Origin of the sequence: Timonella senegalensis JC301 (assembly GCF_000312125.1) — a bacterium.
In the GTDB taxonomy this organism is placed as follows: Bacteria; Actinomycetota; Actinomycetes; order Actinomycetales; family Cellulomonadaceae; genus Timonella; species Timonella senegalensis.
This window is the reverse complement of record NZ_HE978643.1, coordinates 531,663-549,489: the sequence shown is the minus strand read 5'-3', so window position 1 is coordinate 549,489 and position 17,827 is coordinate 531,663. Positions and strand designations below refer to the sequence as shown.

Annotated in this window: 17 protein-coding genes; all 17 read right to left on the bottom strand. The window is 60.2% G+C overall.

What is annotated here, in order from left to right:
• Positions 1-36: 36 nt before the first annotated feature.
• The 17 genes from HGSM_RS10405 to HGSM_RS10325 all read right to left on the bottom strand — a co-directional run bounded on the left by HGSM_RS10405 (position 37) and on the right by HGSM_RS10325 (position 17,739).
• Complete coding sequence (locus tag HGSM_RS10405; RefSeq protein ID WP_019148698.1) at positions 37-549, bottom strand: GNAT family N-acetyltransferase; 513 nt, start codon at positions 547-549, stop codon at positions 37-39.
• A gap of 56 nt (positions 550-605) precedes the next feature.
• The gene (locus HGSM_RS10400) at positions 606-1,544 is read right to left on the bottom strand and encodes an RluA family pseudouridine synthase (protein ID WP_019148697.1); all 939 of its coding nucleotides are present in this window, start codon (positions 1,542-1,544) and stop codon (positions 606-608) included.
• Positions 1,541-2,056: a signal peptidase II gene (gene lspA / locus HGSM_RS10395; RefSeq protein WP_040594941.1), complete on the bottom strand. Its 516-nt coding sequence runs from the start codon at positions 2,054-2,056 to the stop codon at positions 1,541-1,543. Before lspA ends, HGSM_RS10400 begins: the two co-directional genes overlap by 4 nt.
• A 148-nt stretch (positions 2,057-2,204) precedes the next feature.
• Positions 2,205-2,666: a TraR/DksA family transcriptional regulator gene (locus tag HGSM_RS10390; protein ID WP_019148695.1), complete on the bottom strand. Its 462-nt coding sequence runs from the start codon at positions 2,664-2,666 to the stop codon at positions 2,205-2,207.
• 125 nt (positions 2,667-2,791) lie between these two features.
• Entirely contained in the window at positions 2,792-3,436 is a 645-nt protein-coding gene (locus HGSM_RS10385; RefSeq protein WP_040595104.1) for a DivIVA domain-containing protein, read from the bottom strand.
• Positions 3,437-3,586: 150 nt separating this feature from the next.
• Positions 3,587-3,877: a YggT family protein gene (locus tag HGSM_RS10380; protein WP_019148693.1), complete on the bottom strand. Its 291-nt coding sequence runs from the start codon at positions 3,875-3,877 to the stop codon at positions 3,587-3,589.
• A gap of 2 nt (positions 3,878-3,879) precedes the next feature.
• The gene (locus tag HGSM_RS10375; protein WP_019148692.1) at positions 3,880-4,365 is read right to left on the bottom strand and encodes a cell division protein SepF; all 486 of its coding nucleotides are present in this window, start codon (positions 4,363-4,365) and stop codon (positions 3,880-3,882) included.
• Positions 4,366-4,605: 240 nt separating this feature from the next.
• A complete protein-coding gene (gene pgeF / locus HGSM_RS10370; protein ID WP_019148691.1) occupies positions 4,606-5,397 on the bottom strand; it encodes a peptidoglycan editing factor PgeF in 792 nt (263 codons plus the stop codon).
• Positions 5,394-6,707 carry a cell division protein FtsZ gene (ftsZ, locus tag HGSM_RS10365; protein WP_040595102.1) on the bottom strand — a complete coding sequence of 438 codons (1,314 nt, stop codon included), beginning with the start codon at positions 6,705-6,707 and terminating at the stop codon, positions 5,394-5,396. Before ftsZ ends, pgeF begins: the two co-directional genes overlap by 4 nt.
• Positions 6,708-6,951: 244 nt before the next feature.
• Positions 6,952-7,728: a cell division protein FtsQ/DivIB gene (locus HGSM_RS10360; RefSeq protein ID WP_195891373.1), complete on the bottom strand. Its 777-nt coding sequence runs from the start codon at positions 7,726-7,728 to the stop codon at positions 6,952-6,954.
• 335 nt (positions 7,729-8,063) lie between these two features.
• The gene (murC, locus tag HGSM_RS10355; RefSeq protein ID WP_019148688.1) at positions 8,064-9,527 is read right to left on the bottom strand and encodes a UDP-N-acetylmuramate--L-alanine ligase; all 1,464 of its coding nucleotides are present in this window, start codon (positions 9,525-9,527) and stop codon (positions 8,064-8,066) included.
• The gene (gene murG, locus HGSM_RS10350) at positions 9,520-10,653 is read right to left on the bottom strand and encodes an undecaprenyldiphospho-muramoylpentapeptide beta-N-acetylglucosaminyltransferase (protein WP_019148687.1); all 1,134 of its coding nucleotides are present in this window, start codon (positions 10,651-10,653) and stop codon (positions 9,520-9,522) included. The genes murC and murG overlap by 8 nt, the downstream gene beginning before the upstream one ends.
• 12 nt (positions 10,654-10,665) lie before the next feature.
• On the bottom strand, positions 10,666-11,931 hold the full coding sequence (locus HGSM_RS10345; protein WP_040595099.1) for a peptidoglycan glycosyltransferase FtsW: 1,266 nt from the start codon (positions 11,929-11,931) through the stop codon (positions 10,666-10,668).
• A 5-nt stretch (positions 11,932-11,936) separates the two neighbouring features.
• Positions 11,937-13,415 (bottom strand): UDP-N-acetylmuramoyl-L-alanine--D-glutamate ligase, encoded by a 1,479-nt coding sequence (gene murD / locus HGSM_RS10340; RefSeq protein ID WP_019148685.1) that lies wholly within the window; start codon positions 13,413-13,415, stop codon positions 11,937-11,939.
• Positions 13,412-14,497, bottom strand: coding sequence for a phospho-N-acetylmuramoyl-pentapeptide-transferase (gene mraY, locus HGSM_RS10335; RefSeq protein WP_019148684.1), 1,086 nt, complete (start codon positions 14,495-14,497; stop codon positions 13,412-13,414). Before mraY ends, murD begins: the two co-directional genes overlap by 4 nt.
• 6 nt (positions 14,498-14,503) lie before the next feature.
• Positions 14,504-15,898 (bottom strand): UDP-N-acetylmuramoyl-tripeptide--D-alanyl-D-alanine ligase, encoded by a 1,395-nt coding sequence (locus HGSM_RS10330; RefSeq protein ID WP_019148683.1) that lies wholly within the window; start codon positions 15,896-15,898, stop codon positions 14,504-14,506.
• Positions 15,899-16,080: 182 nt separating this feature from the next.
• On the bottom strand, positions 16,081-17,739 hold the full coding sequence (locus HGSM_RS10325) for a UDP-N-acetylmuramoyl-L-alanyl-D-glutamate--2,6-diaminopimelate ligase (RefSeq protein WP_019148682.1): 1,659 nt from the start codon (positions 17,737-17,739) through the stop codon (positions 16,081-16,083).
• Between the last annotated feature and the right edge of the window lie 88 nt (positions 17,740-17,827).

The following is a 17,827-nucleotide window of genomic DNA, read 5'->3' as shown; positions in this document are numbered from 1 at the left end:
GGCGAGGATGTGAAATTGAATTATGGGAGCGGAGCACTAGGCTCGCGCGATGACCTTGACCATGTCGCGGTGCCAGATTCCAGCATCGAGATATCGCGCTTCGCTGGCGATTGAGTACCCGATGCGCTCGTAGAAGGGCAGCGCCTGCTCCTGCGCCGAGAGCTCCACTGTTACGTCGCAGTCGGGCGTGTCAACCACAGCTCGCTGCTCGAGGGCACTCATGAGCGCAGCGCCCACCCGCAAGCCCCGGGCCTCCGCGCGAACAGCTACCCGTCCGATGTGGAAGTGCCCCGGCTCGCCCACCGTGGGAAGGAGGCGCGCAGTGCCCAACGCCCGGCCGGGTTCGTTCACACGCCGTGCAATCACGTGGACGGTGGTTTCCGCAGTGTCGAGGGAGTCAATCTCCTCCTCAACCGGAACCTTCTGCTCACGCACGAACACGTCGAGCCGCACCGAATACGCCAGGTCGAGCATCTCCTGGCTATTAACGACCTCAACAAGCAAGTCCGGGGAAGCTGGCCGTGATGTTGCGTTCGATTCAGTGGTCATCGGGGCATATCCATTCATCGGGGCGGCGGGAGCCCCAGGTGTGTGAGCTAACTGGACTAGGCGTAGGGGGATCGAAGCACGTCAAGCGCGTGAGCGAGGTCGTCAGGATACTCGCTCTCCACCTGGATCCACTGACCCGACGAGGGGTGAGTGAATCCGAGGCGCACGGCGTGCAGCCACTGGCGCGTGAGTCCAACCTTTTTGGTGAGTTTCGGATCCGCTCCGTACATCAGGTCACCCACACACGGGTGCCGCATCGCGGAGAAGTGGACGCGGATCTGGTGGGTCCGACCCGTCTCAAGGTGTACCTCAACAAGCGAAGCGGCTGGGAGCATCTCCAGCACCTCATAGTGCGTGATCGAGCGCTTCCCCTCAGGCATGACAGCGAACTTGAACTCGGATTTTGGGTGCCGCCCAATCGGCGCGTCAATCGTGCCACGGGTAGGTTCAGGATGACCTTGGACGAGCGTGTGGTAAACCTTCTCAACAGTGCGTTCACGGAACGCCCGCTTCATAACCGAGTACGCATACTCGGACTTTGCGACCACCATGAGACCTGATGTCCCGGCGTCGAGCCTGTGGACGATGCCCTGACGTTCCGCGGCTCCTGACGTTGAGATGCGGTAGCCGGCAGCAGCAAGTGCCCCCACGACCGTTGGCCCCTCCCAGCTCACGGCGGGGTGCGCGGCAACGCCAACGGGCTTGTCAATGACCACGACGTCGTCATCGTCGTACATGATCTTCATTCCGGCAACGGGCTCAGGCTTCACTGCAAGCGGGGATGGCGCGTTGGGGTCAGGCAGAGTCACCTCGACCATGGCGTCCGAGACGAGACGGTCCCCCTTGCCAACCGGACGACCGTTGACCAAGACGCCTCCATCGTCGGCAATTTGAGCTGCGACGGAACGAGAGAGTCCCAGCACACGGGCCAGAGCAGCGTCTACGCGCTCGCCCACGACTCCATCTGGGACAGGGAATGTGCGCACGGTGTTCATGCGCGCTCAGACTCCTCGAATGCAGGGACGCCGCGAAGCGTCAGGATGCCGATCAAGATGGCCGCTGCAACGATTGCGATATCAGCAACGTTGCCCACAAACGGGCCGTAGTCGATGAAATCGACTACGTGCCCCTGCGGGAAGCCTGGGTCGCGGAAAAGACGATCGTAGAGGTTTCCGAGAGCGCCCCCGAGCAGCAGGCCCAGCGTGAGGACCCAGCCCTTTGAGACGAACCGGTTGGCCATCGCAACAATGAACACAACGACGGCCAGGGAGATCGCCGTGAGAATCCACGTCATTCCGCTGGCCATTGAGAGCGCGGCACCCGGGTTATAGATCAGGCGGAGCTGAATGAGCGAGCCAATAAAGGGCTTGGCCGCTTCCCCGACCTCGAGGGATTTCTCGGCCCAAACCTTAGAAAGTTGGTCGAGAACGAACACAACAACTGCCACGGGGACCAAATACAGAAGCGCAGTTCGTAGCCCTAAGGCTTTCCCCGTAGTGCTCGTCATATGTGTCTTCAGCTCCTCAAAAGTAAACGGGCCGGCACGTGCGCACGGAGGATGAGTCGAATGCTGCCGGCAATACAAAGAAAAGTCTCCCACGCGATGCCCACAAGTTGAAACCGGGCGCGCATGGGAGACTGCGAATGTGGCGCGTCTATCGACGCTCCTCCTTCTGCTTGCATGAAACGCAGAGCGTGGCACGCGGGAACGCCATCTGCCGCGCCTTGCCAATAGGCAAACCGCACTGCTCGCACGTACCGAGAGTTCCGGCCTGGATGCGAGCGATCGCGCGCTGGTTCTGCTCAAGAACATCGCGGGTGTTGTTCACGAATGTGAGAACCTGCTCGCGCTCAAGTGACGAGGCGCCGTAGTCAGCCTGATCGTCACCAGAGCCGTCGCCTGAGTTCCTCAGGAACTCGGAGAGGTGCGCATCCGACTCTGCGAGTTCCACCTTGAGACGCTGGTCCTCCTCAATAAGCGACTCGGCGATTTCGAGCACCTCGTCGACAGTCCAAGGGACCTCACCTTCACGGACGGGGAACTTTGAAAAGTCGTCGGCGAGCGTAGGAAAGTGCTCGCGAACAAGTGAGTGGGCATGTGCACTACTGGATTGCATGTCGCACCTCTTTCAATCGGAATAGCCGACTATAAACACACTGACCGCCCCACACAAGCACCCTTAGGAAAAAGTCCGCGGGTGAAAAGTGTGGGACGGTCAGTCGTTACAGGCTGTTCGGAAAGTCAGATTCCCGAGTTGTCAGCTCCGCCAAGTCCAGCACCACGCTGGTCAAGGTCACCGAGAAGGTTCTGGAGGTAAGACTTGAGGCGCAGTCGGTAGTCGCGCTCGAAGGTGCGCAGCTCGTCGATCTTGGTCTCAAGAACGCTGCGCTCCTGCTCAAGCTGGTTGAGGGTACGCTGCGAGATTTCCTCGGCCTCGCGCACAATGCGGTCACCCTCGGTCTTTGCTTCGCTAACGAGGCGCTCGCCCTCTTCTTGACCGGCGCGCACGTGGTCATCGTGAAGCTTCTGTGCCATCTGGATGATTCCAGTCGCCATCTCTGGCTCACGAGCAGCAGGTGCACCAGCCTCAGCGACGTGTGCGACCTCTGATTCAGGCTCAGGCTGGGCCGCAAACTCGACGGGCTCTTCAACGGCGGCAGGAGCGACCTCGGCGGCTTCAGCTGCACCGGACCGGCTCAGCTCGGCGACGCGCTCTTCAGCCTCCGAGAGCTTGGACTTCAGCTCGTCATTCTCAAGGTAGACCGCGCGAAGTGTTCCGAGTACGAGGTCGAGGAAGTCGTCGACCTCGATCATGTCGTAACCTTCGCGGAACTTGGTTACCTGGAACTTTTTGTTAAGGACTTCGTCTGGTGTAAGAAGTTCCACCGTAGTCTCCATCTCGTTTTCTTGCTGTCAGTCCGGCCGAAGTTAGCCATCCGGAATCAGATTCGACACCTAAGTTGTGTTACTCAGGTATGGGTTACCCGCACCGAAGGACAGTACGGCGTGACCCGTGTTTCTCACCGTGGGCCTAGATCACCGCGCCAGACCGTTGAGGATCTGGGCAAGCATTCCTACTGCGAAAAACAGGATCATGAAACCAATGTCTAGGGCTACGTTACCAATCCGTAGCGGCGGAATCACCCTAGCCAAGAATTTCAAGGGTGGGTCAGTCAGGCTGTAAACCAGTTCGGCTATCACCAAAACAAAACCCTTTGGACGCCAGTCACGTGAGAAAACCTGAACCCAACTAAAGACTAGGCGGCCAATAAGTACTAGCAAATACAGCGAGCACGCGAGTGCAAGCAAACTTAAGACAAAGGACACGATCAACTCTGGTTATAGAAGCTCTGGGTGCTGCTCGAGCTTGCAGACTGGTCCGAAGATTCACCCGAAATCTCGACGTTGGCAGGCGAGAGCAGGAACACCTTGGACGTTACGCGCTCGATGTTTCCCTGGAGGCCGAAGATGAGGCCAGCGGAGAAGTCGACCAAACGCTTGGCGTCGGCATCGTCCATGTCCGAAAGGTTCATGATGACCGGGGTTCCGTCACGGAACGCCTCGCCGATGACGCGGGCGTCGTTGTAGGACCGAGGGTGCACGGTGCTGATGCGGCGGAGTTCGGTGTTTGCGAATCCGCTGGGCTCCTGGTGCGAGAACGCCCTCGAAATCGGTGTCACTTGTGCTTCGTACGAGTCCATGGGCTCCTCAACTACTTCTTCATAGTCGGCGTACTCTTCGTACTCGTCCTCGTACTCCCGGTCGCCATCTGCCATGCCGAGATACTTCATGGTCTTGCGCAGGGCTCCTGCCATCACCCTTCTCCGATCTATCGTGGTCCTACTCACCGGATCATCTGACTGTTGCCCGATGGTCTCACCAGCGCCTAAATCTAGGCGACCGTGTCGGTCCAAGCACGCAATCAGCTCCTGCGCAATGGGCAGAAGTGCATGTTTGCGGCCTGACTTTGAAATCACGCTAGCGCAGTCGCCAACGGTTTTTTGGCGACACGCCTAGAGGTAACTAGGTTTCACCACTAACTTTTACGATTTGTACTACTTCTTGGGCACGTCTAACCTGACGATTCCGGCAAAGCGGCCGGACGCCCCTCCTGTATCCTCGGCATGATGAGTTGACCATCGATGCGAGTACAACTCCCCAGATTCATAGGTGCACACGTCCACATGGACGATCTGCGCGACACCAGCCGCCGCTAGTTCCTTGTGGGCAGCAACCCTGAGCTCAATGCCAGGAGTGTCCCATTGCGTCTGTGAGACGACAGTTCCGGTGTTCTGCGCAAACCTCAGCGCCATTTCTGCGGGCACTTCGTAGCATCGCGGACAAATGCACGGCCCGACGGCTGCTCGAATGCGTGACGCGTCAGCGCCCTGACACACCATGAGTTCGATCGTATGAGAGATTATGCGCGCTTCTAACCCTGGCCGGCCTGCGTGTGCCGACCCTATGATCCGTGCTACAGGGTCTGCCAAAAGAACTGGCACGCAATCCGCAACGTAGACGCACAGCGCCACAGCAGGATCGGAGGTCACAGCGCCGTCCGCCTGCCGCTCAGCGCCCGGCGTGCGGGAGTTTCGAGCGTCGCTCGCGGTAACGTCCACCACCGCATTCCCGTGGACCTGGCGCAAGTAGTTCACCGAGGTGCCGGTGAAGGCCCCCAGGGCGTCCCGGTTCGACTCCACGGCATCTGCCGCATCTCCGACCGCGTCCCCGACGTTGAGGCCCTCGTAGGCGCCCACTGAGCAGCCGCCCGAACGCGAGGTGTAAAAAGCGCGAATCCCGGGACCGAGGTCGACCTCGGTCACCGGGATATCGTGTTGGTTGATCACTTCAGGAAGTCTGGCACATCTAGGTCATCGATGGGACGGCGACGAGGTGGCTCCTCGTCAAAGATGCGTGGGACTTCAAGGTGTGGTGCGGAGTTAGTCTCTGGCGACTGCGGGGTCGGCTCCGAGATGAAGCGAGGAACCGGCTGCTCAGCCGCAGGAACCGAGTACTGGCTCTGCGTTGGAGTTGCCGCATACTGTTGGCGCTCGTTCTCCATGGGGACAACCGGGCGGTTGAGTGCGCGGAGGCCTGAGGTGACGGGAGCCGGCTCGTCGCGAGGAAGCGCTGGACGCTCCTCCCGCGGGGCAACAGGTGCAGGAGCCGACTGGGATCCGTATCCACGCATGTCCTGGCGCGGCTGCGGGTTTCCACCGTCGAACCCGGCCGCGATGACCGTGACACGCACTTCATCGCCCAGCGCGTCGTCGATCACGGTACCAAAGATGATGTTTGCTTCCGCGTGCGCAGCTTCGTGAACGAGACGTGCTGCCTCGTTGATTTCCTGGAGACCAAGGTCGGAGCCACCCTGGATCGAGATCAGCACGCCGTGCGCACCGTCGATCGAAGCTTCGAGCAGCGGAGAGGAAATAGCGAGTTCGGCAGCCTGCACTGCACGATCCTCGCCGCGTGCGGAACCGATACCCATGAGTGCGGAACCCGCACCCTGCATAACCGACTTGACGTCTGCAAAGTCGAGGTTGATCAGACCCGGCGTGGTAATCAGGTCAGTGATTCCCTGGACACCGGAGAGCAGCACCTGGTCAGCGGAGTGGAATGCGTCGAGCGCGGAAACTGAACGGTCCGCCATCGAGAGCAGACGGTCGTTTGGAATGACAATGAGGGTGTCGACTTCCTTACGCAGGGCGTCGATTCCGGAGTCAGCTTGGTTCGCGCGGCGGCGACCTTCAAATGAGAAGGGTCGCGTCACAACACCAACGGTCAGCGCACCGAGCGACCGGGCAATGCGTGCCACGACGGGTGCGCCACCGGTTCCGGTTCCACCACCCTCGCCTGCGGTAACGAAGACCATATCTGCGCCCCGCAGCACCTCTTCGATTTCCTGCTCGTGGTCCTCTGCGGCCTTCTTGCCAACTTCAGGGTCGGCGCCAGCGCCAAGACCACGGGTGAGTTCGCGTCCGACGTCAAGTTTGACGTCGGCATCCGACATCAGAAGCGCCTGGGCGTCAGTGTTGATCGCAATGAACTCAACACCCTTGAGCCCCACCTCAATCATTCGGTTGACGGCGTTTACACCACCACCACCGATGCCCACCACCTTGATCACTGCTAGGTAGTTCTGCGGAGTTGTCACGCTCTTGCCTTCCGATTCGGTGCCTTCTTCAACCAACAACCTTAAACCTCAGGTTGAAGGTTAAAGAATTGTCAAGTACTGCTATCGAAACGTTATGTTGAACCGCCTCGGCTATCAACATCATTCGTAGTGTGTCGCTATAACTAATCTATGTGAGTGGGCCAACGTTTAGGCCCAACAGCGCCTCGACACGCCACTGGAGCACCCCACCCCTCACGCATTCTTCACCCGCTGGGGCAAGCGCCTATCGAATGATTGGGAAAGTCGGGGCGGAAAGATCGATGGTGGACTTACCCTCATCGAGAGCGGTAGGCCTCAGGCGTTCGAGAACCTGAACTTTCAATTGCGTCTCAGCTGAGTTTCCCCATTGGACGGTGAGGTTGTCCCGCAGGGTAAAAACAATATTGTCCTGCGTAAATGCACGAATTGATTTGATGTCCTTGAGCAGAGATTGCGGAAGCGTATCGAGCACTTCCAAAACCGTGGTCAAGGTGACTTCATTCTCCTTGCCCACGGGAATATTGACGATTGGAACGTCCTTGGGCGCCTTCTTCACGGTGGCTACTTCAACCGCCGTGAGATCCAGGAGCGCATACTCCCCCTCGACGGGAACTGCCGCCACGGGCGCCCTCTCGACAATAGTGATCGTGACGCCGTTGGGCCAACGCCTCGTCTGCGCAACTGACTTGACGTTCGGGATCTGCGCGACGGCGTCGTGTATGCCGTTCATGTCCAGACGAGCCAGCGGCGTGCCCTCGATTGGCTTAATCTGGTCCACAACTTCCTGTTCGGTGACGTACTTCTCCGCGCCCCACACCTGTACCTCGCCCAAGCGCAGCGCAAAGACGGAAGAGAACACGAAAGCCCACGTGAGGAGGCCAAGAACAGCGAATACCGAACCAAAAATCCACATCTTGCGGCGCTTGTCGTGAAGCTCAATCGCTTCACGCTCTGCCAGTCTGTCAGCAACACCCGTGGATAGCACCGCCACCTTGGACGAGCTCTTAGTAGTGGGGGCCACGAGCGCCCCGGATTGCGTGGGCTTTCCGGCACGCCCCGACTGCTGTGCACGCGGTTTCCCACTACCCGTGCCTTCAAGATCGAACGTGCGCGAAGTGCCAGCGGCTCCGCTCCCCCCACCTGACGAGATCCGCCTCCGTTCAGGAACCGCTTCTGTTCCCGAACCCGAGGTGCCTCCCAGAGCCGATGCACCAGTACGCACTCGAACTTCGCCCGAGACGCCACTACTCCGCATGCCGCCTGTAGCAGGTGACGGCGCGGAGTCAGCGCTGGGCGAGTTAGCTCCCCCGTTACTGTGAGGGCTACGAGGTACGCGTGGTCGTGATGGGGGTTTCATTACGCTTTGGTGACTCCCTGCAGATCAGCAAGGATCACGGACCCGAGCTCCGTGACGTCCCCTGCCCCAACCGTGAGAATGAGGTCGCCAGGTTCGGCAAGCTCCGCGATGCGGTGTGCCGCGAGGACCTTCTCGTCAACAACCTCGACATAGGCCGTCATACGGTCCGCAATGAGGTGTCCCGTGACGGCGGGATCCAAGTCCTCGCGCGCGGCGTAGACCCCCGTGATGATCGTGAAGTCCGCCAGGTCGAATGCCTGCGCAAACTCCTGTTGGAAAATGCGGGTGCGCGAGTATAGGTGCGGCTGGAACAGGACACCAACGCGCCCATCGCCAGCGGACACCCGAGCAGCGTTCAACAGTGCCGCGACCTCGGTGGGGTGGTGAGCGTAGTCGTCGACAACCCGAATGTTGTCCACTTGTCCACGCTCTTCAAACCGCCGTCCGGTGCCCAGGAACGCCACGAGCCCGGCTGCGGCTGCCTGCGGAGTGGCTCCGAGCAGAAGCATCGTGCCAAACGCAGCGGAAGCGTTGAGCGCATTGTGAACGCCCGGAACCTTGAGCGCAATGCGCTGGGTGCCGCCGGCGATAACCCCGTCGGCTGCGGGAATGTCGTCCCACGTGAGTGTAAACGAGGCGCCAGTCGCGCCCTCCGCCTGCGCGAACTGCGTCAGGCGAATTGTGTTGTCTTGCCCAAATCCATATGTGACCACTCGGGCGCCCTGCGCGCTGCGTGCGTGTGCGAGGCGCTGGGAGCCTTCGTCATCGCCGCACGCCACGAGCGCTCCGCCGTCAACGACCTGGCCCGCGAACTTCACGAACGCCTCTTCAAAGGCCTCCTTGGTGCCGTAGTGGTCCAAGTGGTCGGGCTCGACGTTGGTCACAACGGCAATGTACGGCCTGTAGTTAAGGAACGATCCGTCGGACTCATCGGCCTCGGCGACAAGCACATCGCCCGCACCGATCTGGCCACCGGCGACCGCACCGGTGGCTGTACGGACCGAACCGCCGATCGCGTAGCTGGGCTCGAGCCCGCACTCCATCGCGCTCACCGCGATCATCGCGGAGGTCGTGGTTTTGCCGTGGGCACCAGCGACCGCCACTGCGCGGCGGTCCGACATGAGCAGCGCCAACGCCTGTGACCGGTGGATGACGGGGAGGCCAAGTTCCTTGGCCCGCATGAACTCCGGGTTGGTGTCTCTGATTGCCGACGATACTGTGACGACATCGGCGCCCGTCACGTTGCGCTCGTGCTGAGGAACCGAAACCGCTATACCCAGCGCACGCAGTGCCGAAACGACGTCACTCTCGTGCGCGTCTGAACCGGTGACTTCAGCACCAAGTTCGTGGAACATCTGCGCGAGGACGGACATACCCGCGCCACCAATACCTACAAAGTGAATGCGCCCAACACCAGATGCCGTAGCGTCCTGCGACAGTGCGTCGTACCGTGAATCAGTCATTGGAGCTCCAACCAGCAACACCTTCAAGAACCTCCAGAACGCGCGCAGTTGCGTAGGGTTTACCCACCGAACGCGCAGCTATCGCCATACGCCCGAGCGTGGCACGATCACGTACCAACGGAACCACGTTGGAACGCACCCAGTTCTCGGTAAAGAGTGAATCGTCGATAATAAGGGCGCCCCCGGCGTCCACCATGGGCCCGGCGTTGAGCTTCTGCTCACCGTTGCCGATGGGAAGCGGGACGAACACGGCAGGCAGGCTGAGAGCGGCGAGCTCGCACACGGTGCCCGCACCCGAACGGCAGACCACAAGGTCGGCGACGGCATATGCGAGGTCCATGCGGACGAGGTACTCGAGGACGTGATAGTCCGCGCGCGCAATTGGATCGAGCGAGGAAAGGTCCTCGAGGACCTGCTCAGACTTGCCCTTACCCGTCAGGTGCAGGATCTGGACACCACCCTCAAGGAGTTCCGGTGCCACCTGAGTGATCGTCCGGTTCAGACGCAGGGCGCCGAGCGACCCGCCGGTGACCAGGAGAATTGGGCGGTTCGGGTCGAGGCCGAGCTCAGCTGCGGCGGCACGGCGGGTCTGCTCCGGGTTGTTTTCGAGCGCGCTGATCAACGCAGAAATCTCCGCGCGCAAGGGAAGGCCCGTCACCTGCGAGCTAGGCAGTGCAGTGCTCTCGAACGTGGTGGTCACGGCCTTGGCCCAGCGGGCACCCAGTTTGTTGGCGATCCCCGCACGGGCGTTCTGCTCCTGAACCACGATGGGCACATCGAGCTTTCGAGCAGCCAAGTACGCCGGAGTCGACACGTATCCGCCGAACCCGATCACGACATCCGCGTCGATCTCGGTGATGGCCTCGCGGGCCGCGGTGACGGCGCTTTGCAGCTTTGAAGGAAGTGCAAACCACTGGGGGGTTGGGCGACGCGGCATCGGCACGCGCGGCACAAACCGCATGTCGAATCCACGCGAAGGTACGAGATCAGCCTCAAGACCCTCACGAGTGCCAAGCACAGTAATGGCCGCATCCGGATACTTCTGGCGCACGGCAGTGGCAACGGCAAGCAACGGGTTAACGTGGCCGGCGGTACCCCCGCCAGCCAGCAAGATTGACTTAGGCAACGAAACTCTCCCCTACGACGAGCGCCTTGAGCGCCCGCTGGAACTCGAAATAACTGCGATGGTCTTGCGAACCATCGATGGCCTTGCACTGAATGCCTCTTGCGCACCTGGTTCAGTACGGGCAAACGAAAGAACTACGCCCAGCGCCAGCATGGTGGCGACCAAAGCCGAACCACCGGCAGACACGAGCGGCAGCGGAACTCCAATCACGGGCAGGATGCGGGTAACAACCCCGATGTTGATAAGGGCCTGACCTAGGATCCACGCCGCGATACCCGCGGTCGTGATCTTGACCATCGGATCCTGGTGTCGGAGGATCACGCGAACCATACCAATGCCGAGCGAGACGAAAGCAAGCAGGACAAGGAGGGAGCCAAGAAAACCAATCTCTTCCCCAATGACGGCGAAGATGAAGTCGTTTTGCGCCTCAGGCAAGTACTTCCACTTTTCGGAGCCGGAACCCAACCCGACACCTGTCAATCCCCCGGAACCAAGCCCTTCAAGGCCGCGGATCACTTGGTAACACAACTGGTCCGAGGCATCGCATGTGGAGTCGTACGCGGCCATGATGCGGCCCATGCGATTGCCGTTCGGAATGACGAAGATCGCGACTGCAACTGCGCCCAGCGCGCCGAGACCTGCAAACCACTTGAGCGGAATACCCGCAACAAAGAATGCGGAGGCAATGACCAGACAGATCACGAGCGCGGTTCCAAGGTCGTTTCCGGCCATCACAAGGCCGAGTGCGGCGAGCGAAGCCGCACCCGTGGGAACCAGAACGTGCACCCAGCTCTTAGAGGTTGCAAGAGTTCTCGAGAGCATCGTGCCCAGCAGGATCGAGAGCGTCACCTTGATGAACTCCGAAGGCTGCAGCGAGATTGGGGTGCCAGGAATCGCGAACCAGTTGTTGTTACCTAGAACTCCACCGGACATACCGTTGAGCGGAGTAAACACTAGAGTTTGCAAAAGGAGCGAGCCCCCAAACAGAATCCAGGCCAGGCTCTTGTAGATTCGCAGAGGAATCCTGCACGCGACTGCCAGTGCGACCGCGCCGGCAACTGCAAAGAGCAGCTGCTTGGTGAAGATCCCGTACGCGTTCCCGCTGCGGTCTAGGGACTCGATGGAAGAACTCGAGAGCACCATAACCAGACCCAACACCACCAGGGTGCCGGTGGTCCAGAGGATGAGGTAATAGGAGGTGATGGAGGAGTTCCAGACACCCGCCCAGTTCACGCCACGGCGTGAATTAGTATCCTCGACGCGGCGGACTCGAGTCACCACATTCACCGCCCAACCGAAGAAGTCTCATCTACGAGTGCACGAGCTGCAGTTGTGAACGCATTACCGCGGTCAGCATAGGAAACGAACTGATCCATCGAGGCACACGCCGGAGCCATGAGAATCACGTCGCCGTCCTCTGCGTACCCGAAAGCAGCCCGCACTGCACGGGCCATGACGGTCTCAGCCTCGGCAGGGTCAATGACCGTCACCGGTAGTTCAGGGGCGTTTCGTTCGAGCGCGCCGAGCATTGGGGCCTGATCCACGCCAATAACAACCACAGCCTTCATCTTGGCCGACCGAGTTGCCACGAGGCTGTCGAACGACGCACCCTTGGCGAGGCCGCCAGCGATCCAGATGACCTTGCCATTGTCGAACGAGTCCAACGATGCCGCAGCCGCGTGAGCGTTGGTCGCCTTTGAGTCGTCGACAAAAGACACCGTGGCGTTGTTTCCGGAACCACCACGGGTCGTTGATGCCACCAAGGCGATGCGGTGTCCGCCAGGGTGGAAGTTACGAAGACCGTCGCGAACAGCGCGGGAGGATACCCCCGCCGCGCGTGCCAACGCCGCAGCGGCCAGGGCGTTCGCAACGACGTGCGGCGGAACCATCCCGCCCGGCCCCGCTAGGTGGTCAAGGTCCGCAAGCGTGGCAAGTTCGGCCGCGTGGTTGTGGCGGTCCGGGTGATCACTCGCCATGTGGAACGCGCGATCGCACAGGACGTCCTCTATCAGCCCAACTTCGCTTCTACCAGGAGCACCGAGCGTGAACCCCACAGCGCGGGCGCCGTCTGCCACATCCGCGTTCTCGACGAGAACTCGGGTCATGGGGTCAGAGACGTTGTACACGCACGCGGTCTGAACATGCTCGAAAACACGGCCCTTAGCCTTGGCGTACTCCTCAAGAGATCCGTGCCAATCAAGGTGGTCCGCCGCGATGTTGAGGACCGCACCGGCCACAAGTTCCATGGAGTGGGTGTAGTGCAGTTGGAAGCTCGAGAGTTCAAGGGCCAGCACGTCGAGGGTTGGGTCGAGCGCCGCCTCGATTACTGGCTTTCCCACGTTTCCGACCGCAACGGTGTTACGGGAGTCAGCCGCAAGGATGGACTCAAGCATCTGCACGGTAGTGGTCTTGCCGTTCGTACCCGTCACACCCAGCCAGGGAGCGGGTACGCCGGTTTTCTCATTCGGCACACGCAGGTGCCATGCGAGTTCGATCTCGCTCCAGATCGGGATGTTGAGTGCGGCCGCAGTGGAAAGTACCTCGGTCGAAGGTGCCCAACCAGGTGAGGTGACAACGAGGTCGATGTCATCAAAGGAAATCGCGGAAGCGTCCGAGAAGGTTGCGTCCGGGTTCTTGGAATCGAGGGTCACCACTGACCTCGGGCGGTCCTGCTCCAGCAGCGAGCCGAGAGCCCGAACCACGGCGAGCCCGGTGACGCCAAGACCAACCACGAGAACCCGCTTACCAGAAAGCTGCGTCACCGTTGCACGACCCATTCGCCGTAGAAGACGCCAAGCCCGAGGAAGACAAAAATTCCCGCAATGATCCAGAACCGGATCACGATGGTTACCTCACCCCAACCCGACAGTTCAAAGTGGTGGTGAAGCGGCGCCATCTTGAAGACGCGTCGTCCTGTGGCCTTGAAGAATCCAATCTGGATGACGTCCGAGAGAACGATGACCACAAAGAGTCCGCCCAGGATGACTGCAAGGAACTCGGTGCGGCTCAGGATTGAGAATCCAGCAAGTGCACCACCAAGCGCCAAGGAACCCGTGTCACCCATGAAGATCTGAGCGGGTGAGCCGTTCCACCACAGGAAGCCAAACAGCGCCCCGATGATGGCTCCCGCGATCACCGCAAGGCTCAAGGGGTCACGCGTGTCATAACAGCCAGCAATGCTTGTGACTTGGAAGGCGCAGTTCTGGTTGTACTGCCAGATGCTGACAAAGAGATAGGCACCGAACACGATGAGCGAGATACCCGTGGCGAGGCCGTCTAGGCCGTCGGTCAGGTTGACGGCGTTCGACCACGCGGTGATCAGGAAGTTTGCCCAGATGACAAACAGGATGAGGCCGACTGTCGCACCCGCAAAGGCGAGATCGAGGTTGGTGTCACGTATGAACGAGATCTTGGTAGAGGCCGGGGTCGCTCCGTTGCTGTTCCTGAACTGGAGCGCCAGGACCGAGAAGATGATGCCCACAATGCCCTGGCCAATGATCTTGCCTCGCGGCGATAGGCCCAACGAGCGTTGGTTCGAGATCTTGATGAAGTCGTCAAGGAATCCAATTAGTCCCATGCCCGCCATAAGGAAGATCAGCAGGACTGCCGAAGCAGTCGGCAACTTTCCGGATTGGACGATCGAGGCTAGCCAGCCCGCGATTGTTGCCAAGATGATGACCACGCCACCCATGGTGGGTGTGCCGCGCTTAGTGAAGTGCGCGGTTGGCCCATCCTGGCGGATGAACTGTCCATAGTTCCGATGAACAAGGAACCTGATGAAAAGCGGCGTTCCGACGAGTGACACAATCAGTGCCACTGAAGCGGAGACAAGAATCGATAACATCTGGGCTTATGCCTTTCCAACGAGTTCATCAGCGAGTTTCCACAGGCCAGAGCCGTTGGATGCCTTGATCAAGACGACGTCACCCGGAGCCAAGGTTTCTTCAAGAAGTGCACGAGCTTCATCAACGCTTGCAACCTCCACGACTTCCTCGCCCCACGAGCCCTCCTGTTGGGCGCCGTCAGCAAATCCACTTGCGCCTGCACCCACAACAACCAGGAGCGAGATGTTCAGGCGCACAACCAAGCGCCCAATCTCGTCGTGCTGATCCCGTGAGGTCGGGCCTAGCTCGAGCATTTCGCCAAGGACTGCGATCGTCCGGCGCTTGCGGCCTGCGACGACTGCCAGCGACTTGAGCGCGGCACGCATCGAGTCAGGGTTTGCGTTGTACGAATCGTCGATGATTGTCACGCCGTCTTCGCGCTCTGTGACATCCATGCGATGCGGGCTCAGTGCCTTCGCGTTGTTGATGTGGCTCACCGCATCTGCAAGGGGCACTCCCAACGCCGCAACAGCAGTGATTGCTGCAAGGGCATTCGTCATGTGGTGTTCACCCACGAGGCCAAGTTGGACGCGTTCGCTCGCACCCGTGCGAGCGTCTGTCACGTCAAAGTGGACTCGACCAAGTGGGTCGATCTCGGTATTGGTTGCCTGGAACGTCGTGTTTCGCACGGCGCCGAAGGTCAAGACCTCGCCTGCAGCCTTCTCGCGCATTGCTAGGACGCGAAGGTCATCCGCATTGAGGACGACCTTTCCACCCTCAAGCACGCCCTGAACAAGTTCTGCCTTTGCACGAGCCACGTCCTCGATACCTCCGCCAAAGCCGCCGAGGTGCGCCGCACCAACGATAAGAACAACGGCGACGTCCAATGGCGCTATTGAGGTGAGATACGTGAGGTCTCCGGGGGCAGATGCGCCCATCTCCAGCACGAGGTAACGGGTGTCAGCCGTGGCCTTGAGAACCGTGAGCGGAAGTCCGAGTTCGTTGTTGAACGATCCAGCGGGGAACACCGTTTCACCGACCGAAGACAGCACGGTCCCGATCAAATCCTTGGTGGTCGTCTTGCCGGCAGAGCCCGTGATTCCCACAACGCGCAGATCACCGGCTTTGCGGAGCACGGCCAGGTGAGCCTTGGCCAACAGGCCGAGCGCCAGTTGGACGTCATCCACGACGACACTTGGGATACCGGGTAGTGGCTTGGACGCAAGCACCAACGCTGCACCGTTACTGACAGCCGCCTGCGCATAGTCATGCCCGTCGCTGTTTTCGCCAACGACCGCAATGAACAATGAACCTGGCACGGCCGCACGAGAGTCAAGGACGGCCTCTCCGGCCACCAGAATCTGCGGGTCGGCATCCAGTCGACCACCTGTGATGGAAGCGATTTGCTCCGCCGAGAACACGCTACGTTTCTCCCTGATCTTCTTAGGTCTATCCGACTGTTGAACGTAAGTACCTGCCCAGCGATGGCTAAGCGGTGCGACCGTTCCCTCTCGGGCGCACAGTACAACTCATCTATTGAACCACCGTTTGAGCCGCCCACTACGCAGGCTGGTACCTGCACAGAAGATGTCCCACCCTACCTTCACATTTGAGGAGTCGAAACGCGCCGACGCCGCAGGACCTCACGCGCGAACGCTCGATCATCGAGGTGATGCTTCACGCCATTGATTTCCTGGATCGTCTCGTGCCCACGTCCCGCAAGAAGTACGGTGTCACCCTCCTTCGCGAGTTCAATCGCCTTTTCAATCGCCTTGCCCCGGCCCGCAATCTCCAGCACCCGAGCCTCGCGTTCCCGCTCGTCCAATGCCTGGAATTGATTGCTTGAAGTAATGCCCTCCAGAAGGTCGGACCTGATACGGGACATGTCCTCGGAGTAGGGGTCATCGTCGGTAATAATCGCAATGTCAGCGAGATCGAAGACCGCGCGGCCCATGGCCGGGCGCTTCGTAGCATCGCGCTCCCCTGCAGATCCCGTCAGACCGATGAGTTTTCCCTGGCCCTGCGCGTGGTGGCTCGCACGCAGCGAACGGAGCGCGAACTCAAGCGCTTCCGTGGTGTGTGCGTAGTCCACAATCACGAGTGGTTCGCCCGGCCCGGACACGACCTCCATTCGACCTGGAACGATCGCGAGCTGGGTGAGTCCCCGCAGAATGTCCTCGGGAGAGTATCCAAGGTCCCTCGCCATGATCGATGCCAGCGCAGCGTTCGACACATTCACGTCCCCGAGAAGGGGCGAATGGCTCGCTAGCCTGGCACCGTCCGGGCCTTCAAGGTCGAAATCTAGACCCAGACCGTGGTCTGCGAGCCGTACATTGACTACTTTCCATGTGGCCTGGAAGTTGAGGTCATCAGTCAGCGGGGTCGAAATGGTCTGGAGCGGGATATCGGACTGAACAGCTAGTTTGCGGGACCAGGAGTCGTCGGCAACAATCACACCGCGATCGGCGTACTCCGCGCTGAACAGCACCGCCTTGGCCTCGAAGTACTCCTCCATAGTGTGGTGGAAGTCGAGGTGGTCGTGCTGCAGGTTGGTAAAGCCCACGACTTTGAAGTGTGTACCACGGACGCGCGACAGAGCGAGGGCGTGCGACGACACCTCCATCGTGACAAGCGACGTACCAACGTCCTTGCACCGGGCGAGGAAACCCTGCAGCACCGGTGCTTCGACGGTTGTGCGCTCAGAGGGCTCCGAATCCTCGCCGAGCCTAATTTCAACGGTACCTAGAAGTCCCGTGCGCTCCCCTGCCGCACGCGCGATCGCATCAAGAAAGAACGAGGAGGTTGTCTTGCCGTTCGTTCCGGTTATGCCTGCCATCCGAATATCTGCGGATGGGTTGCCATACAGAAAGGCCGCGCACTGCGCAGTCACTGCGCGCAGATCAGCAACCTCAGATACAAGCAGTGGCACGTCCAGGCCACCCGCCGCGTTCAAGACGTCAACGCCTGCTGGATCTGTCAGAACGGCAACTGCGCCGCGGGCCAATGCATCAGCGGCAAAATGAACTCCGTGGGTCTTCAGGCCAGAAAGAGCCACAAACAGATCGCCCTGCTCGACTGACGCACTTCCAATAGCAATCCCTCGGATCACCGGAAGTTCTGGATTTGCACCCGCCGCAGAGGTGGCTTCAGGAGAAGCCTCGCGGGTCGTACGGACGACGCGCAGGCCACACTCGACAGCAAGATCAGCCAATGGAACACGTGGCCGGTTGTGTGGGCGAAGCAGCCCAGACTCAGAACTCATATATCTCAATCTAGTTGTTGAAGGCAGTCAGTGACGGGTCATGCGCGCGTGAGCAATGTCGCTTGGGGATCTAAGTCCATGCTCAGGG